This is a genomic window from Geobacter sp. 60473, from assembly GCF_036323535.1.
Classification (GTDB): Bacteria; Desulfobacterota; Desulfuromonadia; order Geobacterales; family Geobacteraceae; genus Geobacter; species Geobacter sulfurreducens.
Map to the genome: position 1 here is coordinate 274,598 of NZ_AP028967.1, position 26,790 is coordinate 301,387.

A 26,790-nucleotide genomic window follows, 5' to 3' on the forward strand; every position below is an offset into this window, starting at 1 on the left:
GGGGAGCCATGACCGGTCAATGGAGAAGATTGCTGATTCGGATCGCCGTGGTGCTGGCGCTGGCGGCCCTGGGTTTTGCCGCGTGGCAGAAATTCGGCGGGAGCAACAGGGACAAGGGGCTGGTCGGCGGCAACGGCCGCATCGAGGCGGTGGAGATAGATGTGGCCGCCAAGGCTGCCGGCCGGGTCAGGGAGATACTGGTGCGCGAGGGGGATTTCGTCACCGCCGGCCAGGTGGTGGCGGTCATGGACACGGAAGTCCTTGAAGCCCAGCTCCGCGAGGCCGAGGCATATTATCGCCAGACGCAGACCGCCATCGCCACGGAGCGCAGCCAACTGGCCCAGAGGGAAAGCGAGAAGGCGGCGACTGTGGCGGTGGTCGGGCAGCGGGAGGCCGAGCTCGTCAATGCCCGCAAACGGTGGGAACGTTCCGCTGAGCTTGCAGCAAAAGGAGCCATGTCCCAGCAGGAAACCGATGATGACTATACGGGATTCCAAAGCGCCGCAGCCGCCGTAAGTTCGGCCCGGGCCCAGGTTGCCGCCGCCGAGGCTGCCATTGCAACGGCCCGCACCCGGGTGGTGGGGGCGGGGTCCATGGTCGACGCCGCCCGGGCCACCATTGAGCGGATCCAGGCGGATATCAGGGACAGCGCCCTCAAGGCCCCCCGTGATGGCCGGGTCCAGTACAAGGTCGCCCAGGTGGGCGAGGTGGTCGGCGCCGGCGGACGGGTTCTCAGTCTTGTCGATCTGAGCGACGTTTACATGACGTTTTTCCTGCCCACTGCTGCGGCAGGCAAGGTTGCGCTCGGAACCGAGGTGCGGCTGGTACTGGATGCCGCTCCCCGGTACGTGATTCCCGCCAGGGTGTCGTTTGTTTCCGACGTGGCCCAGTTCACCCCCAAGACCGTGGAAACGGCCAGTGAACGGGAGAAGCTGATGTTCCGCGTCCGGGCCCAGATCCCCGTGGAGCTCCTCAAAAAGCACATCACCCGGGTTAAGACCGGCCTCCCCGGCATGGCCTACGTGCGGCTCGACACCGCTACCCCGTGGCCGGAACGCCTGACAACGGGACTCGTACAATGAACGCGCGGGAACCGGCAGCCGCCGAGCAGCCCCCCGTGGTCCGGCTGAAGGGGGTCGGTCTCCGTTACGGCAAGACCCCGGCGCTTGAGAATATCTCCCTTGATCTCCCCGCCGGCTGCATGGTCGGATTCATCGGCCCCGACGGGGTGGGTAAATCGAGCCTCTTCTCGCTCATCGCCGGTTCCCGGGCGGTCCAGTCCGGTGCCGTGGAGGTGCTCGGGGGGAGCATGGCCGACCGTGGCCACCGGCGCACAGTCTGCCCCCGGGTGGCCTTCATGCCCCAGGGGCTCGGCAGGAATCTCTATCCCACCCTGTCGGTCTTCGAGAATGCCGATTTCTTCGCCCGCCTTTTCGGCCACGGCCGCCGGGAGCGGGAGCGCCGCATCCTTGAGCTGTTGCGGGCAACGGGCCTTGAGCCTTTTTCCGATCGGCCGGCGGGCAAACTGTCCGGTGGCATGAAGCAGAAGCTGGGTCTGTGCTGCGCCCTGATTCACGACCCTGATCTTCTGGTCCTGGACGAGCCCACCACCGGCGTCGACCCCCTGTCGCGCCGCCAATTCTGGGAGCTCATCGACCGCATCCGCGCCAAACGGCCAGGGATGAGCGTGCTGGTGGCCACCGCCTACATGGAAGAAGCGGCACGTTTCGACTGGCTGGTGGCCATGAACGGGGGGCGAGTCCTGGCCACGGGCTCTCCGGCCGAACTTCTGGCCCAAACCGGCACTGCCGCCCTGGAAGAGGCGTTCATCGCCCTTCTTCCCCCATCCCAGCGGGAAGGTCATCGGCCGGTAGAGGTTTTTCCCCGGGAAACCGACGTTTCCGCCGAGGCAGCCATCGAGGCCCATGGCCTTACCATGCGCTTTGGCGAGTTCACGGCCGTCGACCACGTGAGCTTCCGCATCGGGCGGGGGGAGATCTTCGGCTTCCTGGGCTCCAACGGCTGCGGCAAAACGACCACCATGAAGATGCTGACCGGCCTCCTGCCGGCCAGCGAAGGGGAGGCGTGGCTCTTCGGCCGTCCCGTGGACTCCCAGGACATCGATACCCGCCGCCGGGTCGGCTACATGACCCAGTCTTTCTCCCTTTACGGCGAACTGACGGTGCGGCAGAACCTGGTGCTCCACGCCCGTCTCTTCAGGCTGCCGGAAAAGGGGATCCCGGCCCGGGTGAAGGAGATGGCGGAGCGATTCGGTTTGGTGGAGGTGATGGAGAGCCTCCCCGATGCCCTGCCCCTGGGGCAGCGCCAGCGGCTTTCCCTGGCGGTGGCCATGATCCACGGCCCGGAGATGCTGATTCTGGACGAGCCCACCTCGGGGGTCGATCCGGTGGCCCGCGATGCGTTCTGGCATATCATGCTCGACCTGGCGCGCCGGGACGGGGTCACCATCTTCATCTCAACCCACTTCATGAACGAGGCCGAGCGTTGCGACCGCATCTCGTTGATGCACGCGGGGCGGGTGCTGGTGAGCGACACCCCGGCTGCCCTGATCGAAAGACGGGGGGCAGCGAGCCTGGAAGAGGCCTTCATCGGCTACCTTGAGGAGGCGGCCACGGACTCCGATGCCATGGCGCCGCCTCTGCAAGAGCACGCCCTTTCCCCTCAACCGCGCGCTCCCTCTGACCTCGGTCCGGCCAGGGAGGGAGGACCCGAAGGGGGCGGCTTCTTCAGCCTGCGCCGCCTGTTCAGCTACACCCGGCGCGAGGCATTGGAACTGCGCCGGGATCCGATCCGCCTGACCCTGGCGCTCCTGGGGAGCGTTATCCTCATGCTCGTCATAGGATATGGCATCAACCTGGACGTGGAGAATCTTTCCTTCGCGGTCCTCGACCGGGACCAGACCACCCTCAGCCGCGATTACGCCCTTAACCTCGCCGGTTCACGCTACTTCAACGAACGTCCTCCCATCATCGACTATGGCGACCTGGACCGGCGCATGCGGGCCGGCGAGATCAGCCTGGCCATCGAGATCCCCCCCGGCTTCGGCCGAGACCTGCGCAGGGGGGCTCCGGTGACGGTGGGGGCCTGGATCGACGGCGCCATGCCCACCCGTGCCGAGACGGTGCGCGGCTACGTGCAGGGGATGCATGCGCAGTGGCTGTCGGTCCTGGCCCGGGAGCATGCCACGGCTCTCTCCGGGGCCGGGGCTGCCACCATTGAAACGCGCTTCCGCTACAACCCCGACGTGAAAAGCCTGCCGGCCATGGTGCCGGCGGTCATTCCGCTGCTGCTCATGATGATTCCGGCCATGCTGACCGCTCTGTCCGTGGTGCGGGAAAAGGAGCTGGGCTCCATCGTCAATCTCTACGTCACTCCGGTCACCCGGCTGGAATTCCTCCTCGGCAAGCAGGGTCCATACGTGGCACTGGCCATGCTCAACTTTCTCCTCCTCACCGCCCTGGCCGTCTTCGTGTTCCAGGTTCCCCTGAAGGGGAGCTTCCCAACCCTTGCCACGGCCGCGTTCCTCTACGTAACCGCTGCCACCGCGCTGGGACTGGTGATCTCCACCTTCATGCGGAGCCAGATAGCGGCCCTCTTCGGAACGGCGCTCCTGACCCTCCTGCCTGCGGTCCAGTTCTCCGGCATGATCGACCCGGTTTCCTCCCTCGAAGGGGCAGGGGCCATGATCGGCAGGGCGTACCCCACCACCCATTTCCTGACCATCGCCCGGGGCACCTTTTCAAAAGGGCTCGATTTCCATGACCTCTACTCCTCATTCCTTTCCCTGGCACTGGCTGTCCCCATCCTGACCGGCCTCGGGGGAGCATTGCTCAGGAAACAGGAGCACTGACCATGCGGCCTGCAAACATTCTCCATCTCGGCATCAAAGAGCTCCGCAGCCTGCTGCGGGATCCCATCATGCTCGTCCTGATCGTCTATGCCTTCACCCTCGCCATCTACTCCGGCGCCACGGCCATGCCCGAAACCCTCCACAACGCTCCCATCGCCATTGTGGACGAGGACCACTCCCAACTCTCGCGGCGCATCGTCGATGCGTTCTATCCCCCCCAGTTCGTCCCGCCTGTCCTTATTGGCCGAGCCGAGATGGACGCCCGGATGGATGCCGGTATTGATACCTTTGCCATTGATATTCCCCCGGATTTTCAGCGCGACGTGCTGGCTGGCCGCTCCCCCGCTATCCAGCTCAACGTGGATGCCACCCGCATGAGCCAGGCCTTTACCGGCAGCGGCCACATTCAGACCATTGTCAACGGCGAGATCGCGAGTTTCCTCCAAAGATATCGCTCGAACCATGCCCCTCCGGTGGATCTGGCACTGCGGGCGCGGTTCAACCCGGAGTTGAACAAATCGTGGTTCGGGGGGGTCATGAAGGTCATCGACAACGTGACCATGCTTTCGATTATTCTCACCGGGGCGGCGCTCCTCCGCGAGCGGGAGCACGGCACGGTCGAGCACCTCCTGGCCATGCCGGTAACTCCCTTCGAGATCATGACGGGCAAGGTGTGGGCCATGGCCCTGGTGGTACTCGCCGCAACGGCCTGTTCACTCCTGTTCGTGGTCCAGGGGCTTCTGAAGGTTCCTGTCGAGGGCTCCATCCTCCTGTTCCTGGCCGGTACGGCTCTGCACCTGTTCGCCACCACTTCCCTGGGGATTTTCCTCGGCACCCTGGCCCGCTCCATGCCCCAGTTCGGGCTCCTGGTGATGCTGATCCTGCTGCCGCTGCAGATCCTTTCGGGTGGGACGACCCCCCGGGAGAGCATGCCCGGCTTTGTTCAGGCCGTGATGCTGGCAGCCCCCAATACTCATTTCGTCATGCTTGCCCAGGCAATCCTCTACCGGGGTGCCGGGATTTCCGTGGTCTGGCCCCAGTTCGTCTCCCTTGCCCTGATTGGCGCGGTGCTGTTTGCCGTGTCTCTGGCTCGCTTCCGCAAGACGATCGGGACGATGGCGTAAGCCTGCCCGGCGCGCCACGCCGCACGATATGATGTACCATCGAATCATATGTGATGCCGATCCCGGGTGGCGTCCTGGGGAAGGCAACCGGCACATCCACGGATCCCGCCTTGAACGCCGCTACCAGGATGGCCCGTGCGGCAGAGCCGGCGACCCTCCGCACGGGCAGGGCCGTGGCTGCGGCGGCCCTTTCCGCGCCTCTGCTACGGAGTTGTTTCCATGGCGGCGTTTATGTGGCACTCTACCCGATGCCTGACGAGGCACGGATTACTGGCCATCTGCGGACCATTGGCCGCCGTGCCCGGCAAACCCGTTCCCTGGAGTCGTTCTGATGAAAATAGCCATTGTCGGCGCCGGAGCCCTGGGGCTCTACTACGGCGCGCTGCTGCAGCGGGCGGGGGAAGACGTGCATTTTCTTCTGCGCCGCGATTTCGAGGCAATCGTTCGCAACGGCCTCAAGGTATTCTCCACTGACGGTGACTTTGTCCTCCCCCACGTGAAAGGATACCGGACCCCTGATGAGATCGGTGCCGCAGATCTGGTTCTGGTGGGGCTGAAGACCTTTGCCAACGATCGGTATGAGGAGTTGATCCGTCCGCTGGTGGGGGCTGAGACCCGGATCCTGACCCTTCAGAACGGGTTGGGGAACGAGGAGGCACTGGCCGCCCTGTTCGGCCCTGAGCGGGTCATCGGCGGGGTGGCCTTTCTCTGTTCCAACCGGGGTGAGCCGGGAGAGGTGCACCACCTTGGTGCGGGCCGGATCACCCTGGGCGAATTTCTTCCCCGCGACCGGGAATGGACCGAGGCGCTGGCCGCCCTGTTCGTGCGGGCAGGAGTGGAGTGCCGTGCAACCGGCGACCTGAAGCGGGCCCGCTGGGAGAAGCTGGTCTGGAACATTCCGTTCAACGGCCTGTGCGCCCTGCTGCAGCAGCCGGTCAACCTGCTCCTGGCGCGGGATGCGAGCCGCACGCTGGTGCGGGAGATCATGCATGAGGTGATCGCTGCGGCCAATGCTCAGGGCCTGTCCGTGCCCATTGCCTCGGAATACGCCGACAATATGCTGGAGTTCACCGACAAGATGGGGGAGTACAAACCCTCCATGCAGATCGACCGGGAAGAGGGGCGGCCCCTGGAGATCGGGGCCATCTTCCGGACTCCGCTCGCCTACGGCGGTCGGCGCGGCGTCGCCATGCCCCGGGTGGAGATGTTGGCAACGCTGCTGGAGCAGTCTGCCGGCTAGTTTTTCCTGGAGCGCTGCCGTCTCTATGGTATCCTTGGAAAGCGTGAATTCTATGTCAAGCCGGGGAGGAAACCATGGAACGACGCACGTTTCTGAAGCTCGCGGGACTGTCGTCCCTCTTTGCCGAAGGGGCATTCCGGCGGCTGTTCGCGGCGCCGCAGCCGACGGTGGCGGTGGCGCGGGGAAAGGACTATGCCCGCACGACCCGGAGCGCCCTTGCGCTTCTGGGCGGTATGAAGCGGTTCGTGAAACCGGGGGATGTGGTGGTCCTGAAGCCCAACATGGGGTGGGACCGGACCCCTGCCCAGGCGGCCAATACCCACCCGCTGGTGGTGCGCGCCCTGGCCGAGGAGGCCCTGGCCGCCGGAGCGAAGCGGGTCAAGGTCTTTGACCGGACCTGCAACGACGAGCGCCGCTGCTATGTCCAGAGCGGCATCAGCGACGCCCTCAAGGGGATGAAGGGGGTGGAGCTGAAATTCATCGAAAACGAGCGGTTCCGGCGGGTCCCCATCAAGGGGGCCGTGCTCCCGGCGTGGGAACTCTACGACGAAGCGCTCTCGGCCGATGTCTTCATCAACGTGCCGGTGGCCAAGCACCACGGCCTGTCCCGCCTGACCCTGGGGCTCAAGAACGTGATGGGGGTTATGGGGGGAAACCGGGGGAGCATCCATCGCCACCTGGATGATGCCCTGGCCGACATCAACAGCGTGCTCAAGAGCCACCTGACGGTCATCGACGCCACCCGCATCCTGACCGATCACGGACCCCAGGGGGGAGCCCGGCCGACGTGAAGGTGATGGATACGGTCATCGCCTCCACGGACATCGTGGCCGCCGATGCCTACGCCACCACCCTGTTCGGTCTCAAGCCCGAGGATATTCCGGTCACCGTGGCGGCCCACAAGCGGGGACTCGGCGAGATGAACCTGAAGCGGGTCCGCATCGTCACGGCCTGAGACATGAGGCTCCCATGAAACGGATTACCTCGGCGCGGATCAGCCAGCTCCTGTTTCTGGTCCTCTTTCTTGTCCTCTTCATTAACACCGAGTACCGGGGCAGGGACGAGATCAATGCGGCGGTTAACGCCTTTTTCCGGGCTGACCCGCTGGTGGCGGCAACGTATCTCCTGGCGGCAAAGACATTCACCTGGCTGCTGCTTCCGGCGGTGCTGCTCCTGGTTGCCACGGCGCTTCTGGGGCGCTTTTTCTGCGGCTGGATCTGTCCCCTCGGTACCATCCTCGATCTCCTCGGCAGCCGGTTCCGCCGGCGGGGCGCGCCCTCCCTCCTCACGGGAAATGCCAAATACTGGGTGTTCCTTCCCCTGCTCGGCGCGGCCCTGGCCGGCATCAACCTGGCCGGATTGCTGGACCCTCTGGCCATCCTCGTACGGGGTCTCGCATTCTCCCTCCATCCCCTCTTGGGCGACACGACCCGTGGCGCCTGGGTCGGGCTCTACCGGGTGCTGGGGGAGGGGCGAGACCTGCTGGCTCCGGGCTATGCCCTGATCCGCGACCATGTCCTGCCATTCCGGGAGACGGCCTATCCCCTGGCCTTCCTCTCCGCCCTCATCCTGGCGGGGGTGATCGGGCTGGAAGGATGCGAGTCCCGCTGCTGGTGCCGCCGTCTCTGTCCCCTGGGCACGCTTCTGGGGCTTGCCGCCCGCTTTTCGCCGTTCAATCGCCGTCCTGAAAAACTCTGTGCCGACTGCCGCGCCTGCAGCGGACTCTGTCCCACCTCTTTCGACCGGGAGATTCTTCAGAAGGAAGAGTGCATCCTCTGCATGGAGTGTGCGGTGCGGTGCCCCTCGGCGCGGGTCCGCTTCCTGCCCGGTTCGCCCCTGGCCGGGGAGGTGCCGCTTCTGCCCCAGCGCCGGGTTCTGCTGGGTGGCGTTATCGGCGGGCTCCTGGCGGCCAGGTTTTTCCGTTTCCGCGATCCCGCGGCACAGGCGCGTGTGCTCCGTCCGCCGGGGGTGCGGGACGAGGGGGCATTCCTCGCCGCGTGCGTCCGGTGCGGGGAGTGCATGAAGGTCTGCCTGCGGAGCGCCCTCTATCCGGCGGTGCTGCAGTCAGGGGTGGAGGGGCTCTACACGCCGGTGCTGATCCCCCGGCTCGGCTACTGCGAATACAACTGCACCCTCTGCGGGCAGGTCTGTCCCACCGGCGCCATCCCGAACCTGCCGGTGCCGGCCAAGAAGCGGGAAGTCATCGGCAAGGCCGTGTTCGACCGTAACCATTGCCTCCCCTTTGCCAAGAAGATCAACTGTATCGTGTGCGAGGAGCACTGCCCCATTCCCGCCAAGGCGATCCGCTCGCGCCGGGTTCCGGACACGGACGACCAGGGGCGGCAGGTGGAACTGCTGGTCCCCTACGTGGTGGATGACCTGTGCAACGGCTGCGGGATCTGCGAGAACGTCTGTCCGGTGGAGGGGAAGGCCGGAATCGAGGTCTTTGCGGTGAAAGACCGGACGCCGCTCAGGGACGTTCAAGGCCCGGTTCCGGTTGAGGAGGGTGGCGACCCCTACGGCTAGCGTTCCGTATGTTACCTGCGTGCCCGGATTCGCGCCCGCACCAGCACGGCCACTACGATAAGGTTAACGAGGAAGGTGCCGATTTTGACGGCAGAGATGGAGACAACGAGTTCATAGACTTCGAGGGGAAGGTAGATGCCGCCCGAAACGATGCCGAGCCATTCGGCCCAGGGCCGGGCCCGCCACAGCCCCCAGGCCTCGGTAAAGCGCAGGCCGGCATAGCCGAAGGCTCCCAGCGCCAGCAGCCGCAGCCGCCCGTCGCTGGCCGCGTCCGCCGCTTCCAGGAAGATGCGCGGGATCCGGCTTGCCGGGTTCAGGTGGAAAAGGGAGACGATCTCCTCGGCCAGGGCCTGGACATCGTGGTGGATCAGGGTGAGCAGGCCCAGGCCCGCGGCAATGACCAGGATTCCCTTGGTCCCTTCGAAGAGGGCGACAGTGCGGATGCCGGCAATATCGCGGCTGTTCGGTTCCATGGCAGGGGCTCCCCGGCCTGGTCTAGCGCCGGAACACCAGCGCCGCGCCGATCAGCAGAAGCACCACGCCGATGCCCCGCTTCAGGTCGAAGGGGGCTCCCTGGTAGCCGAAGAGCCGGTAGTGGTCCAGCAGCAGGCCGGTAGCCAACTGGGCGGCGATGGTGGCCGCCATGGCCGCGGCCGTGCCGATGCGGGGGACCGCGAAAATGATCAGGGTGACGTAGAAGGCTCCGCACAGCCCGCCGGTCAGCTCCCACCAGTTGGCCGCGGCAACGCCGCGCAGGCTCCCCTTTCCCACCATGGTGCTCACGATCAGGAGCGCCAGGGTCCCCACCGCGAAGGAAACGGTGGAACTCTCGATCACGCCCGTTTTCTGGGCCAGCCGGGCGTTGATGGATGGCTGGACGGCGATGAACACGCCGCCGCACATCATGAGGAGAAAAAGGACGAGGTTCGACATGGAGTCCTCCGGGGCGCTGATGGGGTGCGGTGGCATTGTACGGTCACGGGGCGGGGATGGCAAGGAAAGAGACGCGAAAAGGGGAAGCTTCGGGCTTCCCCTTTGTGCTGCGGTGGTGACGCCGGGTGGTCATTCCACGGCGATCTGCCGGACGGTGCTTTCGGTTTTCGGGATGCGGACATCCAGTATTCCGTCCCTGAAACTGGCCCTGATGTGCTCGGTATCGAGACCATCGGGCAGTCTCAGTGTCCGCGTGAAGGAGCCGTGATGCCGTTCGAGCCGCAGGTAGTTGCTCCGCTCGACCGTTTCACCGGATCCCTTCTCGCCCGAAATGATCAGGTTGCCATCCACTATCCGCAGATTCAGATCCTCCCGTGAAATACCCGGCAGTTCGGCTTTCACCACCAGGTGCTCCCCTTCTTCGAACATGTCCACGGCGGGCATCAGTTCGCCGCTATTCCCCAGGTCGTTGATCAGGTTGCGGAAGGGAACCCAGTTCATGCCGAAGAAGGGGCGGTTCAGAGATTCCTCGAACCACCGCTCCATTTCGCGGAACGGGTTCGTTACAGTTGACGACATGGGCATGCTCTCGCGGGGAGTCGCCATCGACATGCTTCTGTCCGTTGAGGAGCCGCTTCTGGTCGATCTTTTCACCGTATGCATTCTATCCGTATCACTTCTGTGAACGGTCTTGAGTTCAGTTTGACGTCTCATGACTCGACACCCCTTTCGTAGTGATCAGTCCTTTTGCTTCTATTGTATTTTATTGAAAATGGATGTCAATAATAAAATGTGGACAGGGTACGGTGGCTCGGTGTCATGTGCTCAAAATAGAGGACAGAACTGCCGCATTCGTGTACTATGCGGCATTTGCGGCCGGCCACCCGGTATGTGGCGGCCGGGAAAGGAGCAGGAACGCATGGCGCTCGAATCGTTGCACACTACCCGGCAGGACCGCGTCAGCCACTCTCTCGTTGGCCCCCGCCTGGCCGGGGCGGCCTTTGTGGCGGCATCGGCCGTGGGGTTCGGCGCCCTGGGCATTTTCGGCAAGGTGGCGTTTGCCTCGGGCGCCTCCACCGCCGTGGTTCTCTTTCTGCGGTTCCTGGTGGCGGGGGTACTCATGGCTGCCCTGATGCCCGTCCTGCGCCTGTCCTGGCCCCGGGGCCGCGATTTATGGATACTGGTCGGCATGGGCGCCATCGGCTACGTGGGCCAGGCTTTTTGCTATTTCACGTCCCTGCGCTATGCGTCCGCCGGCCTTACGGCGCTCCTGCTCTATCTCTACCCGGCCCTGGTCACCCTGACCTCGGCAGCTCTGGGCCGTCAGCGGCTGACGCCCCTCAAGGTAGCGGCCGTGGCGGCCTCCCTCGTCGGCATCCTGCTGACCGTGGCCGACGGCCTGACCGGCAGCCTGTCCGGAATAGCGTTCGGCGCCGGCGCGGCAGTCATCTATACGGGCTACATCCTCGTGGGGGAGCAGGTGTCTCGCCGCACCGGCGCCATTCCGGCGGCAACCGTCATCATGCTTGCGGCTGCCGTGGTCTATGGCTGTGCCGTGATCTGGCAGGGGCCTCACTGGCCCACAGGGCTGGCAGGCTGGGGAGCCGTAGTCGGAATAGCCCTTTTTTCCACCGTGGTGGCCATGGTCGGCTTCTTCGCCGGCATGCAGCGCCTGGGGGCCGCCGACGCGGCGACCCTCTCAACGCTGGAGCCGGTGGTGACCCTGGTCCTGGCGGCGCTGATCCTGGGCGAATCACTGGGGGGCGTGCAACTGGCGGGTGCCACCCTGGTGTTGGCCGCCGTGGTGGCCCTTGCCCGGGCGAAGTGAGGCGGCACAGAGGTATGACGGTAGGCCGGAACAACAGGGAGGCATGGCATGGGCGGTAACGGTATGGCACAAGCGGGCAGGGGAGGGGCGTGGTTCATCCTGGCGGCGGCGGTCCTGTGGGGGACCACCGGCACATCCCAGGCCCTCGCTCCCGCGGGGGCCAATCCCGTGACCATCGGGGCGCTCCGGTTGGCGGTGGGGGGGATGGCGCTCCTGCTCCTGGCCGTGGCCCGGGGCGGCTTCACGAAGGGCATGCGCTGGCCCCTCATCCCCACGCTCTGCGCGGGAGGCTGCATCGCGTCTTACCAGCTGACCTTTTTCGCGGCGGTCAAGACGACAGGGGTGGCAGTGGGGACCATGGTGGGCATCGGCAGTTCGCCGGTCATGGCCGGGATTCTGGCATTCCTGGTGCTCGGCGAGCGGCCTGGGCGGCGCTGGGCCGGTGCCACTGCGCTTGCCGTGGCCGGCTGTTCCCTGCTCCTGGCCACCGGTGGCGAAGTGAGCGTCAATCCGCTGGGCATCACCCTGGCCCTGGGTGCGGGGCTCTCCTATGCGGCCTATACCCTGGCAATCAAAACCCTTCTGGCCGGCCGCTCCCCTGATGCGGTCATCGCCGTGGCGTTCTGTCTCGGGGCGCTGTTTCTGGCGCCGCTCCTGGCGGGTGCCGAGCTCTCCTGGCTCCCTTCGGTGCGCGGTGCCGTGGTGGTCCTTCACCTGGGGCTCATTGCCACGGCCCTTTCCTACCGCCTCTTCGCCCGGGGGCTTCAAACGGTGCCGGTGGCAAGCGCCGTGACTCTTTCTCTGGCCGAGCCGCTCACCGCCACCATCCTCGGCGTGACCGTGGTTGGCGAACGCCTTACCCTCATCTCACTCGGCGGCATCCTGCTCATTTTCGGCGGCCTCGCGCTGCTGGCCGTAGGTCCCCGGAACCGGCCCCGCCGCCCGTAAAAACAGCTCGTTCTCCTTGTCACGCTGGAAAAGTGTGGCAGACTTTCATCAATCAAATAAGGGCATTATCCCATGCCCGCTGGTGACAAGGAGGCCGCCATGCCCACGCGAGAAATCCAGGGAAGGATTTTCGACGCCCGCCCCGACCGTGTCGACTACCGTGACCGCCGCTACGATCCGCCACTGGTAAGTCTTCCCCCCCAGTACCCCGATCCGTCGTTCATCACCACCTTTCTGGCCGACTATACCAAGGTCCACAAACTGGTCCTCGACCAGGGGGCGGAAGGGGCCTGCACCGGCTTCGGTCTGGCCGCGGTCATCAACTACCTCAACTGGCGCAAACACCTGGAGGAGGTGAAACAGCGCGGCCGCAAGGGGGGGAAGGTTCCCCGGGTGAGTCCCCGGATGCTCTACCACATGGCCCGGATCTATGATGAGTGGCCCGGTGAGGATTACGAAGGCTCCAGCTGCCGCGGGGCCATGAAGGGGTGGCATCGCCACGGCATCTGCACCGACCTGCTCTGGCCCTACAAGCAGAAGTTCGTCCCCCCCAAGGAGGGGTGGCAGCAGGACGCGGCCCAGAGGCCCTTGGGAGCGTATTACCGGATCGACAAGGATTCGGTCTCCGATCTGCAGGCGGCCATCAACGAGGTGGGGGCCGTCTACGTGTCGGCGGCGGTCCACAGGGGGTGGTTCCTGGATGCTTCCGCCACCCTGCCGGTGATCCGGACACAGCCCGGCGAGACCGGCGGCCACGCCTTCGCCCTGGTGGGCTACACCCCGGAGGGGTTCATTGTGCAGAATTCCTGGGGAGACGATTGGGGCTACCTGGGGTTCGCCATCATGACCTACGAGGACTGGATCCAGCATGGCTCCGACGCCTGGGTGGCGGTCCTGGGCGCCCCCATGCTCGTGAGCGGCGAGGGGCGCACCAAGAGCAGCATGACCCTCCAGGAGGTGGCCAACGGCAAGGCGGCCTGGTACTGGAGTTCGGGCAGCACCTCGAAGCCCTTCACCTACGCGAATCCGGCCGTTGAACCCCTGAGCGAATCCCGGGCCTATGAGCATACCGTCGTGCTCGGCAATGACGGCTGCCCCATCAACCGGTTCCTCGACGTGGCCGATGCCGCCGGCGCCGTGAAGGAGGCAGCCTACCGCCTGCCGTTGGCCTGGCTGTCGGGCAGGAGCGCACCAAAGCTCGCCATTTACGCCCACGGGGGGCTCAACGACGAGGATGCCTCCATCAAGCGGATCAGGGTCATGGCTCCCTACTTCCTCGCCAACGACATCTATCCTCTGTTCGTGACCTGGAAGACCGGGTTCGGCGAGAGCATTGCCGGCATGCTCGAAGATGCGGTGGGGAAATTCTTCAAACCTTCGGCGCAGGACCCGTCGCGGGGGTGGTGGGACGATATCAAAAACCGACTGGAGGAGGCCCGGGACCGCTCGGTGGAGGTTGCCAGCGAGAACCTGCTCGTCAAACCGGTCTGGATGCAGATGAAGCAGAATGCCGCGGCCGCGGCGGACCGCGAGGCCGGCCTGACGCTCCTGGCCGGGTACCTGGCCGAGCTCAGGAAACAGATTCCCTCCCTGGAAATCCATCTCGTGGGGCACTCGGCCGGCTCCATCCTCCATGGACATCTCCTGGACCGGCTGGGTCAGAGAAAGATCCCCGCGGCCAGCATCTCGCTCTACGCCCCGGCCTGCACCGTGGGCTTTGCCCTGGCCCATTACGTTCCCGCCGTCAATCGCGGGCTGGTGGAACGGAACCGTCTCTTCTTCGATATTCTGAGCGACGAGCGGGAGCGCGCCGACACCGTGGGACCCTACGGCAAATCACTCCTCTATCTGGTGAGCCGGGCCCTGGAGGACTACCACAAAATGCCGATCCTCGGTATGGAAGGGGCGTGGCGTCCTATTTCCGGCCAGGCGGACCTCTGGAACCAGCGCGCCGCCGGCGAGGTGGATGTGTGGCGAAACTTCGTGGGGGGAATGGGGCCCGTGCGGGTCCACGGCAAGGAACGGGAAAAGGTTTCGGACGGCCAAGGTCTGATACCCCTTGCCCACGGCTCTTTCGATAACGACGTGGCGGTGGTTACCGCCACGCTGGAGCGGATTCGGGGCGCGACTCTGATCACGCGGGTGGAAAGCCTGCGCGGGTTCTGAGTATGCACCGTTACCCGATGATACAAGGCCCCGCCGGCAGCAGTCCGGCGGGGCCTTGTCATTCGTTCGCCCGGTTATACCAGGACGAAACCTGATTACTCGACAGCGCATCTTATCCCCCTGCCTTCGGCTTACCCCCTATTTTATAGGGGCGACTGAGGGGGGCGGATAGTCAATGCACGTGTTAGTACGTTGATTCCAGCGGAATAAGCTTACTGCACCGACCAGAAGCGGCCGCCGGTGGTCCTCAGGATTCGCAGTTTCCCTCCGTCGTCGAAGGCCAGTTCCTCGCTGACGCTGGATTTTTCCTCATGGGTCAGGTTTTCCGCATAGATCCTGCCGATTATGGCCAGATCGTAGGTGACCCGGAAACTCCCCTGAGCAGCAGGGTGGATCTGGAGATTGCTCTGGGTGTAGCGGATTTCGTCGAACACCGAGAAGCTGTTCCGCAGGTAGCCCTGGAGGTCGGCAAGGGTGGTGCCGTCGCCCGATTCCCAGTCGTCGCCTAAGAAGCTGATGAGTTGTGAATCGTTGCGCCCCTCATAGGCGCCGCGGAATTGCTGATAGAATTCGGCGATTCTCAGGGGGGCGTTGGTTTCCCGGTCCTCGCGTTTCCGCGCTTCGTCCTGTTGCCGCTGCTCGATGGCCGCCTTGGCCTTTGTCTCCAGCGCATAGATGTCGTAGTCGATTTGGGAGCCGGCCAGGATTTCGTCGCGGCGGTCCCGATACTTCTGCGACGGGAAGTGGGCCAGAACGTCTCCCTGAAGGGTTATTGCCAGCAGGTGAGTCTTGCTTTCCTCAACGGCCTTGAGGCATCCCTCCGGGTCTGCGGGGAGCGCGGCGCAGGAACCGGCGGCCTTTTTGACGGCGCCGGCCCTGGCCCGATGGTAGATCTCCAGCCCCTTCAGGGACTGCTCCTCCTGGCGGCGGAGGGCCTGTACCTCCCGTTCCATTTCATCCAGGGCCGTGGCGGCCCGCTTGAATTCCTCGGCATACCGCTCCGCCAGGAAGGCCTGGGCATCGATGGCCGACACGAGACCGCTCAGGTCGGGAGGGGAGAATTCATCGACAAACGCCGTGGGGAAGTGTTTGGTCAGCAGGGCGGCATACCGCCCGTAGCTCTCCCGGTACTGCGCCACCGCGCCGCTGGCGGCCTCTGCTTCGCGTCGCAGGGCATCATAGTCGGGGATGACCACCTGTCTGTCGGCGTTGAAGCGGGTCCGCATTTCCCTGATGTGCCCTTCGAGGGCGTCCAGGTCCTGGCCCAGGAGCGTCGGGATCCGGCGGACCTTCCAGGGGGTGAACTGGTAGTCGTAGTAGAGGGATATCTGCGCCACGGAGGAGCCTGACAGGACGTTCTCCACGTCCAGGAGGCGGCTGTTCACCCCGTCGATGGCCGCCCTGGCACGGTTCCGCTGGTTCATCCCCTGACGGTACAGGTTGACGCTTTCCTGGGGGGAGAAGTCGGCCATGGCTTCCAGGAGGGGCCGGTTGGCCACCTCCGGAAGCTGTCGGCCGTGGCTCACCAGCTCCTGGACCGCTGACGGGTTAATGGTGTTGATCAGAGCCATGTCCTGCAGCAGCTTCTCGTCCTGGGCATAATAGCACCCGGTCCACTCCACCTCTTCGATGCCGGGCTGGTTGTTCAGGACGAACTCCTTGCAGAGGTAGGGAATTGGACCCGAGTCAACGGAGGCCGGGTCCACCACGAAATCGGCCCTGGCCAGGGCGTTCTCGATGCCCGCCACGTTGATTCCCCTGGTGATGGCCAGATTGGCTCTGATCATGGCGAGCTTGTCATCGACAGCGGTGGAGTCGTACTGCTCTTCGTCAACGGGTTTTCCGATATCCGCGGGGAGCCGTGGCGGTGTTTCCGGGTAAATGAGGCCGGAGCGCCGCAGCTTGTTGATGGCCTCCTGCAGTCGTTCCACGTCCCCCCGCACGCTCTCCGCCCAGGAGACGGCCGGGGCGATCTCCGCCTGCACCCGTTTCAGCGTTTCCTGGTAGCGTTTCGTCTCGCAGTCGTTCAGCCGCCGGTGCCGTTCGAGGCGGCGCTGGGCAAATGCCTGCTGGGGCTGGGTGACATGGGTGTCAATGCACCGGTTGATCTCTTCCGAGTAGGCATTGTTCTTGACCCTCATGGCATCCTTGCACGCGAAGTAGTCGTTGACCGTCTGCGGATTCCAGAGGTGCTCGCACGCCTTGTACCCCGCATCAATTTCCGCGTTGCGCCGCTTGCTCAATTCGTCGCAGGGTGCTATCAGTGCCGCGGAGGTGAGTTTTCTGACATCACGCAGGGGGACGAAACCGACCCGCCCGAGGGGAAGCCCGCCGTTGCAGGCCAGCCCCACCAGGCCTTCCTCATTGGTGTCGAACTCTCCCAGGCTGGCGGTCCCTCCTCCCTCTTGCCCGGCACCCGATTCCACGAGGCGCTTCCGGGCTTCGAGCAGCTTGCCGGCTTCTTCGGGATTGAACGCCGCATAGGTCTTGCCGGTATCCTCGGTCCCCCCCACGACCTGTTTCGGCGAGGCCGCGGCGTTCTGCCCCCCCTTGAACCAGCGGTGGTTGACGTACTCATCCTCGGTCAGGATCATGTCGTCCTTGACCTTGCGCCATTCCTCGCGCCAGGTCACGCAGGCCTCGTTGGCCGCCTTGACCGCGTTGTTGAAGGAATCTTTCTGCAGGTATGCCTGTACCGCGTCCTTGAGCACCAGGTCCCAGACTTTCTTGATGGCCTCGCCGGTCTGGGCCAGCCGCTGGGCCTTGGCCCGGGCGCCGTTTTCCACGAGGGACTTGTGCTCCTTCACCAGTTGGTCGGTGGTGTCCACCACCAAATTATGCTCGACGATGTCGGCGGTGGGAGGCATGGTGCTCAGGGTGCGCTTCATGGCCCCGTAGAACTGCTGATTTGACTTCAGAATTACATGGTTCGCCTCAGCAGCCACCACTTCCTTCACGAGCCCCTTGATGGCGGCGCCGCCGGCCTCGTCGCCGAGCCGGTCCTGGATCAGGGCGTCGAAGCCGCTCTCGCCGCCGAAGAGGATCTTGAAGACGAGGTCGTCGGTGATCTCCGGGGTCAGGTGCCCGCCGCCGGCATTCTTGGCCAGATAGTCCCCCACGGCGGTCTTGACCATTGGCTTGATGAGCTTGATCAGCGCATCGTTGGTGTCCCCTTTGATGACGTCGATGACCAGATCAACCAGCTTGGAAGCGTCGAATTCCTCCACCATCTTTTCGGTGTAGCGCCCCATGAAGACCCCGTGAAAAAGGGTCGAGGCAGGGAGATTTTCCTTTTCCGCCCGGTAGATGCGGATCAGCAGGCGGATGTTCTTTTTGACCTGCTCCCCTCGGGTCTGCAGTTCCCGGAGCCGCGCCGACAGGGTTTCAGCCAGGGAGCGGAGCTGCTCCTCGGAGCCGCCGGCATTGAGCTGGGCCTTGACCTGGTCGAGGGCGCCGAGGATGGCCTTCGACTCGTCGCGGATGGCGCGGGCCTCGGCCACCAGCTTCGCGTTGTAGCTCTCCACCTGCTGCCAGCTCTCGCCGTAAAGTTCATCATCGGTGGCGCCGAATATCCACTTGCCCGACTGATAGACCGATACCCCGATGTCGGCGCCCAGCCCAAGGATGGTTGAGTTCCTCGCCATGTCGCTCACCATGGCGCTCCAACTCTGGGCGGCCCGGGCATCCTGCAGGGCCATTCTCAGGGTGTCCACCACGTTCCCCTGACGCCGGATCCGGTCCTGCAGGTCCCTGATCTTCTGAAAGGTGGCATCGCTGGGAGTTTTCTGCAGCAGGGACAGAGTGCTGCTCAGCTCCCCCTGGTAGGCCGCCAGACGCTCCTGGGCCATCTGGATCTGCCCCTGCACCATGGCTACCTGGTCATCGGCCCGGGCCGCGGCGGGAATGAGCAGCAGGCAGAACAGGACGCAGCGGATAAGAGTTCTCATGGATCTCCTCCTGCAAAAAGAGCCGGCAGGACGTTCCCTGCCGGCTCCGGTACGGGTGCCGCTAGAAATTGCGGGTTCCGTCTGGCTGGTACTTGTATCGGAAGGTTGAGCGGGTTTTGGCAGCGCCGAGATCGGTGTAGGAGACCACCTCCAGCAGGGCGTACTTGCCGTTCAGCAATTGGAATGCAAAGGTGTTGCCGATATTGTCCCCGACGGTGAACCCGGTAAGGCCTGTGCCGTCTGAAACGACATAGCCGCTGGCGGGTGCCGAGGTCACCGTGTTGATGCCGACCGCCCCAAGGTTCTGGATCCCGATGCCGCTCTTGATGAACATCAGGTTGATTTCCAGATTGATGTCACCGGTCCACATGTTCGTCACTTCCTGTGAACTGAAGAGGAATCCCGGCTGAATGCACGAGTCTTCGGTGCAACTGTTACTGAGAGTGAAACTGCCCGCCTCTACCGTATCAGCTGTCGTTTGCACCACGCCGCCATTGTCGATGGTCGTGATGGCCTCGGTGAACGGCTGAGTGATGACGTCGCCGCTGCTGGTCACGACGATCACCGGTTCGTTCGTGCCGGTGTTGACCGTGCCCGTGGCCACGTTGGAGGCATCGGAGAGGCCGAAGATGAGGGGGTTTTTCATGCTGAACACCAGCGGCCCCTTTTCCCCGAGGCTGAAGATGAACTCGCTGGAGCCCCTGTCGGAAAGGGTCTGGCCGCTCCGGGTGGAGGTCAGCTTGCGGCTGAAGGTGAAGCCGGCGTAGATCTTGCCGTTGGCGGCTGTTACGTTGTTCAGGGTGTAGCTCAGATCGATGTTGTCGAAAGCGGTGAAATCCCGGCGGATGGCCCGGTCGAGCACGGCGGGGTCCGCGGCGAAATCCTCGCTGACAAGGGCCATGAAGCGGGCCGGGTCTTCGGCGCGGTAGGCCGCAACCAGCTCATCAAGGGCCTGGCGGATGAGGGCCGAGATGTTCCGGTCGGAGATGACGATCTCCTTGCGGGTGGCATCCACGTCGTTGGTCTTGCCGGTGGTGTCGATGATCTTGACGTAGAGCACGTAGGATGCGCCCGTTTCAGGGCGGAAGGCATATTCGAAGCTGCCGTCGGAGGTCTTGCGGGCCTTTTCCCAGCGTTCCCTGTTGGTGGTGCTGACCTGCACCGAGCCCACTGCCGACGAACTGGTGGCGGCCTTGCCCCGCAGGACCACCTGGCCGTTGTCCAGAGTCTCCCGGTAGATGGTGACCTTGTCACCCAGCTCGTCGTAGGAGACGCCGTTCAGATAAAGGTAGCGGGTGGATATCTCATTCTCCGCCTGCCCGAAGATCCACCATTTGGCATGACCGGTGGCGGGCAGCAGGGCCAGCATGGTTAGAATGACAAAGAATCGTACTGCGTTCATGGATTCCTCCTGAATCGGTAAGGGTATCTGCTCGTTCAGTGCAGCCCGAACAGCGGCGGGCCGTTCTGGCTGTAGAGTCTGTAGGTGCCGTTTTCACGGATGAACACCAGGGATGTTTCCCGGGTTTCGTTCATGGTTCTGGCGGTCTTGATGTCAGTCCAGGACCGGGTGAAGGTGATGGCCGCAAAGGCCTTGCCGCCATCGTCGAGGGTAATGTTGTTGACGGTGTAGCGGATCGCCAGGTTGTGGTTGGCGCTGAAGTCTCGCCGGACGGCGGTTTCGAGAATGGCCGCCTCGCCTGTGTATCGTTCGCTCACCAGCTCGGAGAAGCCGCGACTGTCTTTTGCCTCATAGGCGGCGATGAGCCGGTCGATGGTCTGCCTCACCTGCCCGTGGCTCGTCATGGCCACCGCAGAGGGCGAATCGTCGCCTCCGCCGATCTGCAGCCCCGCGCAGGCGGGAAGAAGGGCACAGGCGAGCAGCAGGAAGAGTCCGGCGCTATAGGTTTTCATAGTGAACCTCCCGAGGGGCATCCGCTTGGCTGCGTACGGGCGCAGTGCAGTCAAGGATACACCATTTCCCTCAGAACTGGATGCTGATGCCCGCGGTGACGCTGGTCTCCCGGAAGTTCCGACTGCCGGCGGCCAGGTTGGGGTCGTAGCGGAAGTCATTGACGCTCGCCTTGGCATAGAGCATCCCCTGCGCCTTGGCGAGCATTTCGGGCCGCCAGAAGACGTTCACGCCGGCGAAGGTCTTTGCCGTATCGGTGCCGGCTTCCTTGAGGAGCCGGTTTTCGCCCACCCTGATGGTGGAGGTTATCTTCAGGTCGGGCACGTCCACGCCCAGGCCGGCTGAGTATTCCACGATCTGGTCGGTGTTCTCGGCCACCTCGTCGTTGTGGGTCCAGCCCCCCAGGTAGATGGAGGGCTTCAGCACGAACCGTCCCAGGGTATGCCTGCTGGAGAGGCTGGTGTTGTAGGTGAATTCCACGTCCTTGCGCTTGGCGGTGCCGTTCTGGTCGTAGACGATGATGCCGAAGGTGGAGTCGCTGTCCAGGACGCCGAAGCGGTCACGGTATCCCATGGTGATATAGTGGTCAAGGCTCCGCATCACGGGACTGTAAGCCCGGTCGAGCTTGTAGCTGATGTCGGCCACCGCGTACTGGCGCGCGAACGGTTTTTTCAGGGAGACTGCGATCTCGGGTTTGTAGTGGTCGGTGCCGTAGGCCTTCTGTCCGTCCAGGTTGTCGTGGTACCAGAGCATGGCGCTGGTGATGCTGAGATCCTTGCTGTACTTGTAGCGCCACTTGGCTTTCACCTTCTCCCGGTCGGGAGTGGCGGACCCGATGGTGGTCCTGAACTCGGGCGAGACCCGCTCGTATTCGAGCGTTACCCGGCTGGGGCCGCCGTCGCCGATGGCCACCACCTTGTGGGCATGGCCGTGGTAGGCGTCAAAGGGGGCGCCGTCGCTCGGGCTCCTGTCGCCGTTGAGCCACGAGGATTCCCCCTGGATGGTGAGCCCGGGGATCGGGCGGTATTCCCAGTCGACGGTCCAGGTCTGGTGGTTGGTCAGCTCTCCGCCCAGGACCCGTACGTGATCATTGGTCTGGACTCCGCTCAGGCCGATCCAGAAGTCCGGACCGATGTTCTGCCTGATTTTGCCGCCCGCCACCTGCCGCTCCACCGCGTCCACCCCCCAGAAGTTGTCCCAGCGGGAGTAGGCGATGCCGTACAGGAGGCTCAACTGGGGAAGATAGGACTGTTCCGGGGTGAACTTGTAGGAGCCGCCCTTGACCGCAGTGTTGAGAGAGTACTGGGAGAACGCCTCGAAGGTGTCGCCCAGGGTGATCGTGTGGATCTTGTTGCTGACTCTGCCCTGGAGGTTGGTGAGAGAGAAGGTCTTCTGGTCATTGCGCCGGTCGTCGGTAGCCTTGGCTCCCACGGTCCAGTTGTAGTCGAAGTCTCCCGCCCGGCCGTTGCCGAAGAGGTTGAGAATCTCCAGGTACCGCGTTCCCTCGGTGAGGGACGACTGACTCCCGCCGGCACCCTGCACGTCATTGTAGGTAATCGAAAAGTCGTTGGAGCCGTGAATCTCGTGTTCAGCCGCCAGTGCCGCGGCCGGCGCCAGTGCCACCACTGCCAGCCACGCCGTGAGCAGCCGCAGTCGCCGGGCCTTTTTCAGTCGCTTCATTAAAACCCTCCCGATGATGTGATGTGATACGATTCAATAGATGGGTTGAACCCGACAACGGGCGACCATCACAATCCGGCCCCCGTTCCGTGCGGGAACGCCGGCCCGTTTTCCCCTCCACAGGGCGGAGCGAGCGTCTGTGGCCAGTCGTTGCGCGGTGTGTATACGTCAAGGCTGCTCATCCTATCGGTATTTGTCGTCCGGCCAATAGTCACCCGGCTGTCAACCGGCGAAATTAATGTAGACCAAGCTGTCAACCATGCTATAGTTTTGGCTAATCGCAGTCAGATATCCCTGGTTCGGGCCCGTTCATGACCCTTACAGCATCACTTCCCTTTGTCGCCTTTGTCGTCTGGCTCCTTGCCCTCCCCATGGAGGGATTCCTGCTGGCCCACGTCGGGTCGGGCAACGCTATCCTCTTTTTTCTCATTCCCCACGTCGTTACGCTAGCAGTCATAGGCGCCGCTCTTCCGCGGCGGATGCTGCCGCCCCTGGCAGCCGTCGGCGGAGCAGCTGCCGCAGGCTCGACGCTTCTGATCGCCCAGGTCCCTGCCGGAGTCCCCTGGTTTCTGGCCACGGCCGGCGCGGGATCAGCTTTTGTTTGCGTCAAGGCGGGCAGCATTCTGAAGCGCTCTCCCTCAGTAGCGGTATCGGCTGCAGCCGGCCTGGCAGCGGCCAATGTCCTGCTCTTCGTGTTCATGATCGTTCCCGTGCCCCACAGCGTGAAATTCCCGGCCGCGGCAGCCTTGCTTCTGGTTCCCACGCTGGCACGCACCGGGGCTCAGGACGAAGCCGACGGGGAATCGAACCTGGCCCCCTTTCTCCCCTTCGTGTTTGTTTTTCAGATCGTAAGCGGTCTCATGTACGGGGCCCTGTACCAGGAATATGCCGAGGCAGCCTTTCTTCCCGGGATCGAACTCGCCTTTTACGTAGTAGCCGTCCTTGTGGGGCTTATGTTCCTGCGCCGCCGGAGGGAGGGGCTTCTGGCCCTGGCTATCGTGATGGCCATGTTCGCCTTTTCCCTCGTTCTGATAGACGGGCCGGCATCGGTTAACGTGGCCCTGTTCGCCATGCAGGTGGCAGCGGGGTTCCTCGATCTCTACCTGCTGGCGCTGCTTCTTGCCCAGAGAAACAGCTGCCGTGCCTTCGGCATCGGCCTTGCGGTCACCTGCGCCGGCATAGCTGCAGGCAAGACGGCCTCGCTCCTGATCGGCGACGCCTCCCAACTGGTGGTGGCTGTAGCGAATCTCGTCCTCACTTCATCGGTTCTTGTTCTTTATCTGGTCATGCGAGGCGAACAGCACCTGGATGTGGCGGCCATTCCGGCAATGGGAGGCATGGCTGATCAGGCGGAAGCCGAGGCCGGCAATGCTGAGCCGACCTTTGAGCTGATGCTTCCGCCGGGTTTGCGCAAGCGCTTCTCCGACCAGGAGAAGTCGGTCCTCGCCTGCGTCGTCCGAGGGATGACGTTCAGGGAGGCGGCCCGGGAGCTGGATATCTCCGAGTCTTCGGTCAAGACCTACATGAAGCGGATTTACGATAAGATGAGCGTGTCAGGGAAAGAGGAATTGCTGGCAAAGCTGAGGACTGACCAAGGGGGGTAAGCGAAGGAAAGCAGGGGTGGAGCGTGGGGGCTGCCCGGCGCGGAGGGCCGGCTGTCTGGCCTGCAATGAAAGAAATAGTGGCGGTGTTAGCGAAGGGTGAAATAGAAGGTGGCCCCGTGGTCCACTGCACTTTCGGCCCAGATCCGGCCGCCATGGCGGGCGATGATGCGCTTGACCGTGGCCAGGCCTACCCCCGTCCCCTCGAACTCGTCCTCCCGGTGGAGGCGCTGGAAGGGGATGAAGAGCTTGTCCGCGTAATCCATGCTGAATCCTGCGCCGTTGTCGCAGACAAAAAACGTCTGATGGTTGTTTTCCCTGACCGAGCTGAACTCTACGATGGCGTGTGCCGTTCTGTTCGTGTACTTCCAGGCATTGCCGAGGAGGTTCACGAGCGCCACCCGCAACAGCAGGGGATCCCCCTGGGCCCACATGCCGCCGTCAATGTGCCATTCAACTGCCCGGGCCGGTGACGCTTTGCCCAGCTCCGCCACAATCTCCCGCGCCATCAGGCTCAGATCGACCTTTTGGCGGTCCAGATCGGAACGAGTCACCCGTGACAATTCCAGAAGGTCATTGATCAGGCTCTCCATTTTCAGGGTGGAGTGACGAAGGCGCTCCAGATAGAGCCTGTCCTCCTCGTTCAGACGTCCCTGAAGGTCTTCCAGCAGAATCCTGCTGTACCCGTCAATATGGCGCAGAGGTGCCCGGAGGTCGTGGGAGACCGAATAGCAGAAGCTCTCCAGTTCCCGGTTGCTCGCCTCGAGCGCCGCCGTCCTCTCGGCGATCAGCAGTTCGAGGTTTTCGTTGATCGCCCGGGTTTCCTGTTCCGCCTGAATCCGCCTCCTGCTTTCCTCCTCGTTCTGCACGGAAAAGACGAAAAACAGAAAGAAGGGGATGAAGATGATTTCCAGGTAGTCTTCGTAGCGGTCAAGGTAAGGGGTAATGCCGGCATGCTCGATAATATTCGACAGGCCCACCAGCGTGTAGAGGGACATGCAGATGGTCAGGAAGAGCTTGGGCAACCTGCCGAGAACGTTCGGGTCGGTGCGCAGGATTGCCCCTGTCGCAATGGCGAACCCGATTGCGGAGATGACGTCAAATACAATAGTCGAGGTCATGACGTCCCATTACCTTCGGAGTTCCGTACCCTGGATATGTGCAGGCACGCGTAGGCGAAAACTACCCCGGCCACGGCAACGGCAAGGTGCTCCAGCAGGTTGAACGCATCCGGTGCGATGAATCCTTCCACCACGGTAAACAGGTAGCTGAGCAGCAGACAGCCGTATGCGATGAGCAGGGAACGGGGTATGTTGAGCCGCCGGGTGCCGAACCCCGTGAAAAAGATCAGGCTGATGACGCCCAGCACGAGGTTGAAAATTTCACTTTCCTGATACATTGACAGGTACTCCCTGTGCGTGTGCGTTCGAAGAAAGAAAGTCTGCCGGATGTTCCGGTTCACAGGGCCGCAGCCCCGGCAGCGTGAAACGGAAGATCGCCATCCGGCCGGGCTCCCCCTCGGCCCAGACCCTGCCGCCGTGGCGTTCGATGATCCGCTTTACCGTGGCGAGCCCGATGCCGGTTCCCTCGAATTCATCGTCCCGGTGCAGGCGACGGAACGTGCCGAACATCTTGCCCGCATGGGCCATGTCGAAGCCGACGCCGTTGTCCCGCACGAAAAATACCGTCTCCCCGTCCGCTGTTTCAGAGCCGACCTCGATCAGCGCGTCGGGGTTTCCTGCCGTGAACTTCCAGGCGTTCTCCAGCAGATTCTGCAGTGCCACCCGGACCAGGACCGGATCGCCGCAGGCGGTAAGCCCCTCGTCGATCGCACAGGCTACGCTTCGTTCGGGCGAGGCGATGCGCAGGTCGGTGAGGACCTGCTGCGCCATCCTGCTGAGGTTGATCTCTTCGGGATGGGCCGCGTGGCGCGCAACCCGCGCCAGTTCCAGCAAGGCGTCGATGAGCTCGCTCATCCGGACTGCCGCCCGTTCGATACGGCCCAGGTGGTGGCGGCAGGAATGGTTGATGGCGGAGCACTCCTCGCGGATGATGGCACTGTGACCGGCAATGGCCCGGAGGGGGGTCCGCAGGTCGTGGGAAACCGAGTAGCAGAACCCCTCCAGTTCCCGCGTGGACGCAGCCAGTTCTGCAGTTCGTTCACTGACCCGCTGCTCAAGTTCCGTATTGAGACGCCGGATTTCCTCCTCCACCCGCATGCGCTCGGTGATGTCCTCGCCAATGGCCGTTCCCCCGACCACCCGTCCGCTTCCGTCGCGCATCATGGTGTTGTGCCATGCGATGAGGAGTCGTTCGCCGCTCTTCTTTATGATCTCGTTCTGGCTGTGAAGGGGTAATTCCCCCCCCGCCAGGTCGTGCCGGTACCGTTCGATAACTCCTTCCCGTTGGTCGACGGGGATAAACGTGTCGAACCAGTTGCCGCCGACCACCTCTTCCCGGCTCCAGCCGGTCAGGTCGAGCAGGTGCCGGTTGCAGAACGTTATGGCCCCCCGGTCGTCGAGCATGACGGCGATCAGACCGGTATTGTCGAGCATCCCCCGGAGACGGTGCTCGGATTCACGCCAATAGTCCTCGGCATTCTTGATCCGCGCCAGCAGGGGCGATAGGCCGGCAACGGCGGCAACGAAGAGCAAAGAGATGAGTAGGCCGATGACTTCGTTGACAAGGAGTGGAGGGACGGTTGGGGGGGTGGTATACAAATGATGGAGAGCCAGCGATCGCCGGCCGACCATGAGAAGCGAAGCCAGAGCAAGAAGCGTCCATGCGAAAGCCCCGCCGGTCACCCGGATCAGCCGGAGGGCAAGAATGGCAGCCACAAGCTGCAGAACAAGCGAAAGCGCAATGATGCCGAATATCATGGGCGCCCCGGAGAATTGGCAGTAGTTTGATTTTGCCGACAAAAAGTATATCCCAATCACACTTATCCCGCCAGAAAGAACTTTGCGTTCGTTTCATCTTCATGATCGAGTGGAAAAATTGGGCCGGGAGAAGTG

22 protein-coding genes are annotated in these 26,790 nt (G+C 63.6%); 12 read left to right on the forward strand and 10 right to left on the reverse strand.

The annotated features are described in order from the left end of the window. Positions 1 to 8 precede the first annotated feature (8 nt). The 8 genes from AABA48_RS01280 to AABA48_RS01315 all read left to right on the forward strand — a co-directional run bounded on the left by AABA48_RS01280 (position 9) and on the right by AABA48_RS01315 (position 8,761). Positions 9 to 1,082 carry an HlyD family secretion protein gene (locus AABA48_RS01280; RefSeq protein ID WP_010943325.1) on the forward strand — a complete coding sequence of 358 codons (1,074 nt, stop codon included), beginning with the start codon at positions 9 to 11 and terminating at the stop codon, positions 1,080 to 1,082. Continuing rightward, entirely contained in the window at positions 1,079 to 3,871 is a 2,793-nt protein-coding gene (gene rbbA, locus AABA48_RS01285; RefSeq protein ID WP_010943324.1) for a ribosome-associated ATPase/putative transporter RbbA, read from the forward strand. Before AABA48_RS01280 ends, rbbA begins: the two co-directional genes overlap by 4 nt. A gap of 2 nt (positions 3,872 to 3,873) precedes the next feature. After that, positions 3,874 to 4,995 (forward strand): ABC transporter permease, encoded by a 1,122-nt coding sequence (locus tag AABA48_RS01290; RefSeq protein WP_286351751.1) that lies wholly within the window; start codon positions 3,874 to 3,876, stop codon positions 4,993 to 4,995. A 53-nt stretch (positions 4,996 to 5,048) separates the two neighbouring features. Further along, positions 5,049 to 5,327: a hypothetical protein gene (locus AABA48_RS01295; RefSeq protein WP_164930456.1), complete on the forward strand. Its 279-nt coding sequence runs from the start codon at positions 5,049 to 5,051 to the stop codon at positions 5,325 to 5,327. Further along, the gene (locus AABA48_RS01300; RefSeq protein ID WP_286351753.1) at positions 5,327 to 6,235 is read left to right on the forward strand and encodes a putative 2-dehydropantoate 2-reductase; all 909 of its coding nucleotides are present in this window, start codon (positions 5,327 to 5,329) and stop codon (positions 6,233 to 6,235) included. Before AABA48_RS01295 ends, AABA48_RS01300 begins: the two co-directional genes overlap by 1 nt. 74 nt (positions 6,236 to 6,309) lie before the next feature. After that, the gene (locus AABA48_RS01305; RefSeq protein WP_338270827.1) at positions 6,310 to 7,026 is read left to right on the forward strand and encodes a DUF362 domain-containing protein; all 717 of its coding nucleotides are present in this window, start codon (positions 6,310 to 6,312) and stop codon (positions 7,024 to 7,026) included. Beyond that, entirely contained in the window at positions 7,023 to 7,190 is a 168-nt protein-coding gene (locus AABA48_RS01310) for a hypothetical protein (protein ID WP_338270828.1), read from the forward strand. Before AABA48_RS01305 ends, AABA48_RS01310 begins: the two co-directional genes overlap by 4 nt. Before the next feature lie 14 nt (positions 7,191 to 7,204). Then, positions 7,205 to 8,761, forward strand: a complete 1,557-nt coding sequence (locus tag AABA48_RS01315) for a 4Fe-4S binding protein (RefSeq protein ID WP_286351755.1) — start codon at positions 7,205 to 7,207, stop codon at positions 8,759 to 8,761. A gap of 11 nt (positions 8,762 to 8,772) precedes the next feature. Here the strand turns inward: AABA48_RS01315 and AABA48_RS01320 are convergent, their stop codons facing one another. The 3 genes from AABA48_RS01320 to AABA48_RS01330 form a co-directional block, all read right to left on the reverse strand. Further along, a complete protein-coding gene (locus AABA48_RS01320) occupies positions 8,773 to 9,234 on the reverse strand; it encodes a DUF2127 domain-containing protein (protein WP_286351756.1) in 462 nt (153 codons plus the stop codon). Positions 9,235 to 9,256: 22 nt separating this feature from the next. Then, positions 9,257 to 9,694, reverse strand: coding sequence for a DMT family transporter (locus AABA48_RS01325; protein ID WP_286351757.1), 438 nt, complete (start codon positions 9,692 to 9,694; stop codon positions 9,257 to 9,259). A 129-nt stretch (positions 9,695 to 9,823) separates the two neighbouring features. Then, positions 9,824 to 10,306 carry an Hsp20/alpha crystallin family protein gene (locus AABA48_RS01330; protein ID WP_338270829.1) on the reverse strand — a complete coding sequence of 161 codons (483 nt, stop codon included), beginning with the start codon at positions 10,304 to 10,306 and terminating at the stop codon, positions 9,824 to 9,826. 307 nt (positions 10,307 to 10,613) lie between these two features. Here AABA48_RS01330 and AABA48_RS01335 point away from each other — a divergent pair, with 307 nt between their 5' ends. From AABA48_RS01335 to AABA48_RS01345, 3 genes are all read left to right on the forward strand, one after another. Continuing rightward, positions 10,614 to 11,522 carry a DMT family transporter gene (locus AABA48_RS01335; RefSeq protein ID WP_286351759.1) on the forward strand — a complete coding sequence of 303 codons (909 nt, stop codon included), beginning with the start codon at positions 10,614 to 10,616 and terminating at the stop codon, positions 11,520 to 11,522. A 48-nt stretch (positions 11,523 to 11,570) separates the two neighbouring features. Next, complete coding sequence (locus tag AABA48_RS01340) at positions 11,571 to 12,470, forward strand: DMT family transporter (protein ID WP_286351760.1); 900 nt, start codon at positions 11,571 to 11,573, stop codon at positions 12,468 to 12,470. A gap of 99 nt (positions 12,471 to 12,569) precedes the next feature. Beyond that, positions 12,570 to 14,636 (forward strand): C1 family peptidase, encoded by a 2,067-nt coding sequence (locus AABA48_RS01345; RefSeq protein ID WP_286351761.1) that lies wholly within the window; start codon positions 12,570 to 12,572, stop codon positions 14,634 to 14,636. A gap of 212 nt (positions 14,637 to 14,848) precedes the next feature. Here AABA48_RS01345 and AABA48_RS01350 read toward each other — a convergent pair whose 3' ends face one another. The 4 genes from AABA48_RS01350 to AABA48_RS01365 all read right to left on the reverse strand — a co-directional run bounded on the left by AABA48_RS01350 (position 14,849) and on the right by AABA48_RS01365 (position 22,175). Further along, positions 14,849 to 18,583, reverse strand: a complete 3,735-nt coding sequence (locus AABA48_RS01350) for a hypothetical protein (protein WP_286351762.1) — start codon at positions 18,581 to 18,583, stop codon at positions 14,849 to 14,851. Positions 18,584 to 18,644: 61 nt separating this feature from the next. Continuing rightward, positions 18,645 to 19,985 (reverse strand): hypothetical protein, encoded by a 1,341-nt coding sequence (locus AABA48_RS01355; protein ID WP_286351763.1) that lies wholly within the window; start codon positions 19,983 to 19,985, stop codon positions 18,645 to 18,647. A 35-nt stretch (positions 19,986 to 20,020) separates the two neighbouring features. Continuing rightward, entirely contained in the window at positions 20,021 to 20,497 is a 477-nt protein-coding gene (locus AABA48_RS01360) for a hypothetical protein (RefSeq protein WP_286351764.1), read from the reverse strand. A gap of 70 nt (positions 20,498 to 20,567) precedes the next feature. Further along, the gene (locus AABA48_RS01365; protein ID WP_286351765.1) at positions 20,568 to 22,175 is read right to left on the reverse strand and encodes a hypothetical protein; all 1,608 of its coding nucleotides are present in this window, start codon (positions 22,173 to 22,175) and stop codon (positions 20,568 to 20,570) included. A gap of 311 nt (positions 22,176 to 22,486) precedes the next feature. On the opposite strand from AABA48_RS01365, the gene AABA48_RS01370 reads away from it, so the two are divergent. Continuing rightward, positions 22,487 to 23,779: a helix-turn-helix transcriptional regulator gene (locus AABA48_RS01370; RefSeq protein WP_286351766.1), complete on the forward strand. Its 1,293-nt coding sequence runs from the start codon at positions 22,487 to 22,489 to the stop codon at positions 23,777 to 23,779. Positions 23,780 to 23,865: 86 nt separating this feature from the next. On the opposite strand, the gene AABA48_RS01375 is transcribed toward AABA48_RS01370, so the two are convergent. Genes AABA48_RS01375 through AABA48_RS01385 form a run of 3 tightly spaced genes read right to left on the reverse strand, consistent with a single transcriptional unit; the run spans position 23,866 to position 26,655 of the window. Next, entirely contained in the window at positions 23,866 to 24,897 is a 1,032-nt protein-coding gene (locus tag AABA48_RS01375) for a sensor histidine kinase (protein WP_338270830.1), read from the reverse strand. Continuing rightward, complete coding sequence (locus tag AABA48_RS01380) at positions 24,894 to 25,175, reverse strand: hypothetical protein (RefSeq protein ID WP_286351768.1); 282 nt, start codon at positions 25,173 to 25,175, stop codon at positions 24,894 to 24,896. The genes AABA48_RS01375 and AABA48_RS01380 overlap by 4 nt, the downstream gene beginning before the upstream one ends. Next, complete coding sequence (locus tag AABA48_RS01385; protein WP_338270831.1) at positions 25,159 to 26,655, reverse strand: sensor histidine kinase; 1,497 nt, start codon at positions 26,653 to 26,655, stop codon at positions 25,159 to 25,161. The genes AABA48_RS01380 and AABA48_RS01385 overlap by 17 nt, the downstream gene beginning before the upstream one ends. Positions 26,656 to 26,790: the final 135 nt, after the last annotated feature.

Excerpts from the sequence above, each read along its gene's own strand:
- AABA48_RS01350 (WP_286351762.1), bottom strand. The coding sequence starts at position 18,583 with ATGAGAACTCTTATCCGCTGCGTCCTGTTCTGCCTGCTGCTCATTCCC.
- AABA48_RS01280 (WP_010943325.1), top strand. The coding sequence starts at position 9 with ATGACCGGTCAATGGAGAAGATTGCTGATTCGGATCGCCGTGGTGCTG.
- AABA48_RS01345 (WP_286351761.1), top strand. The coding sequence starts at position 12,570 with ATGCCCACGCGAGAAATCCAGGGAAGGATTTTCGACGCCCGCCCCGAC.
- AABA48_RS01375 (WP_338270830.1), bottom strand. The coding sequence starts at position 24,897 with ATGACCTCGACTATTGTATTTGACGTCATCTCCGCAATCGGGTTCGCC.
- AABA48_RS01370 (WP_286351766.1), top strand. The coding sequence starts at position 22,487 with ATGACCCTTACAGCATCACTTCCCTTTGTCGCCTTTGTCGTCTGGCTC.
- AABA48_RS01335 (WP_286351759.1), top strand. The coding sequence starts at position 10,614 with ATGGCGCTCGAATCGTTGCACACTACCCGGCAGGACCGCGTCAGCCAC.
- AABA48_RS01360 (WP_286351764.1), bottom strand. The coding sequence starts at position 20,497 with ATGAAAACCTATAGCGCCGGACTCTTCCTGCTGCTCGCCTGTGCCCTT.
- AABA48_RS01355 (WP_286351763.1), bottom strand. The coding sequence starts at position 19,985 with ATGAACGCAGTACGATTCTTTGTCATTCTAACCATGCTGGCCCTGCTG.
- AABA48_RS01320 (WP_286351756.1), bottom strand. The coding sequence starts at position 9,234 with ATGGAACCGAACAGCCGCGATATTGCCGGCATCCGCACTGTCGCCCTC.
- rbbA (WP_010943324.1), top strand. The coding sequence starts at position 1,079 with ATGAACGCGCGGGAACCGGCAGCCGCCGAGCAGCCCCCCGTGGTCCGG.
- AABA48_RS01290 (WP_286351751.1), top strand. The coding sequence starts at position 3,874 with ATGCGGCCTGCAAACATTCTCCATCTCGGCATCAAAGAGCTCCGCAGC.
- AABA48_RS01330 (WP_338270829.1), bottom strand. The coding sequence starts at position 10,306 with ATGTCGATGGCGACTCCCCGCGAGAGCATGCCCATGTCGTCAACTGTA.
- AABA48_RS01305 (WP_338270827.1), top strand. The coding sequence starts at position 6,310 with ATGGAACGACGCACGTTTCTGAAGCTCGCGGGACTGTCGTCCCTCTTT.
- AABA48_RS01325 (WP_286351757.1), bottom strand. The coding sequence starts at position 9,694 with ATGTCGAACCTCGTCCTTTTTCTCCTCATGATGTGCGGCGGCGTGTTC.
- AABA48_RS01300 (WP_286351753.1), top strand. The coding sequence starts at position 5,327 with ATGAAAATAGCCATTGTCGGCGCCGGAGCCCTGGGGCTCTACTACGGC.
- AABA48_RS01340 (WP_286351760.1), top strand. The coding sequence starts at position 11,571 with ATGGGCGGTAACGGTATGGCACAAGCGGGCAGGGGAGGGGCGTGGTTC.
- AABA48_RS01385 (WP_338270831.1), bottom strand. The coding sequence starts at position 26,655 with ATGATATTCGGCATCATTGCGCTTTCGCTTGTTCTGCAGCTTGTGGCT.
- AABA48_RS01380 (WP_286351768.1), bottom strand. The coding sequence starts at position 25,175 with ATGTATCAGGAAAGTGAAATTTTCAACCTCGTGCTGGGCGTCATCAGC.
- AABA48_RS01365 (WP_286351765.1), bottom strand. The coding sequence starts at position 22,175 with ATGAAGCGACTGAAAAAGGCCCGGCGACTGCGGCTGCTCACGGCGTGG.
- AABA48_RS01295 (WP_164930456.1), top strand. The coding sequence starts at position 5,049 with ATGCCGATCCCGGGTGGCGTCCTGGGGAAGGCAACCGGCACATCCACG.
- AABA48_RS01315 (WP_286351755.1), top strand. The coding sequence starts at position 7,205 with ATGAAACGGATTACCTCGGCGCGGATCAGCCAGCTCCTGTTTCTGGTC.